The following is a 1,287-nucleotide window of genomic DNA, read 5'->3' on the forward strand; positions in this document are numbered from 1 at the left end:
GGGAGCCGTTGTTGAGGCAGTCATAACCCGATATGCAATTGTCTGGCGGTAAAGGATCCGTTGCTGTAAACAGTACAAGAGCACTAGTAGTACCATCTCTATAATATCTTGGCAGTGTACTTCCAAAACCTGTAGGCCCTATTCCAAAAGAATTACCGGCAGCTTTTACTATCACATAAGACGGATTATTATAAACGATCTGATCATAACCCCGATCTAATGTTGAATAAGCTCCCTGGACGTTTTCATAAATTGTGGAGGGATACTTACCCGTCCATATTAATACTCCGGGAGTAAGACGATCATTCCATCCCCCGCCAGTATTATATGAATGATTGGAGATTTTTGGAGCCGCCAGTAATATTTTTTCCAGTATGTTGCTTGCCGCAGAGTTTCCTGGTAATATGGTTGTGCTGGATGAATAATTGTCAAATGTAGAGTTAGAAGCTACACCTTTAAGATTAACAGATACAGTTACTCCATTGGGCATTAAATTAAGAGGTACATTTTTTGCCCCAATAAAACCGGTTACAGCTGTAGCATGCGAGCTGTAATTCATCGTTGCGGCCTCTTTATTGGTAATCCTATTGGGAGCATTATTAAAAGCGACATGTCCTCCAAAAGCCCTGCCCCCATCAAAGATTGTGTATTTAATATTTTCTCCGTTAAAAGATCCTGTAAGACCATTTATAGTGCCGTTTTGTAAGAAATCAGCATTTGAATTCTTTACCTGTTTCAAATCAGTTGGCTCAAGCAAAATAGGATTGCCATCCGGAGTAAATCCTGCCAGCTTACTTCTTTGCTCTTCAATTTTTTTTTGGGTATCAGCTGATTTGTTTGCCCCATAATGTTTAGAAACATAAGCTTCAAATTTTTCGTTATTCTCAATTCTTTGTTTCTCAAACTGTCTCATTAAGTCCTGGTTGCTTTGTGCACCTAAACTTATAATAACCAAAGTGCAGGCCGGAATAAAATTTTTTTTCATAGGTTTTTTTTAATATTCGTCTAAATATACTGATTAAATATATTAGTTTTGATTTAACTGTCTGTTAATTAGTGTGTTGATTTAAAAATTGAATGCATTTTTATTGCTGAGTTTATAATTTTAAAAGCATTGTGGTATCTTATTATTTTTATCCCTTGAAAAACTGTGATATTATGTTTAGTCTGTGATAAAAAATGAGGTTGGGGTATTTTTAAGTCACATTATTGTTATTTTTTGCAGATGTCAAAAAAAACCGTTTCCACAATTTGTGAAAACGGTTTGAAAGTAAAAATATGGATTTG

General features: G+C 35.5%; 1 pseudogene. It reads right to left on the bottom strand.

The window, feature by feature from the left end:
- Window positions 1-985, bottom strand: a pseudogene (locus PMI13_RS18765) (S8 family peptidase); the annotation flags it as partial.
- Between the last annotated feature and the right edge of the window lie 302 nt (window positions 986-1,287).

The sequence above is a fragment of the Chryseobacterium populi genome (assembly GCF_000282115.1).
In the GTDB taxonomy this organism is placed as follows: domain Bacteria; phylum Bacteroidota; class Bacteroidia; order Flavobacteriales; family Weeksellaceae; genus Chryseobacterium; species Chryseobacterium populi.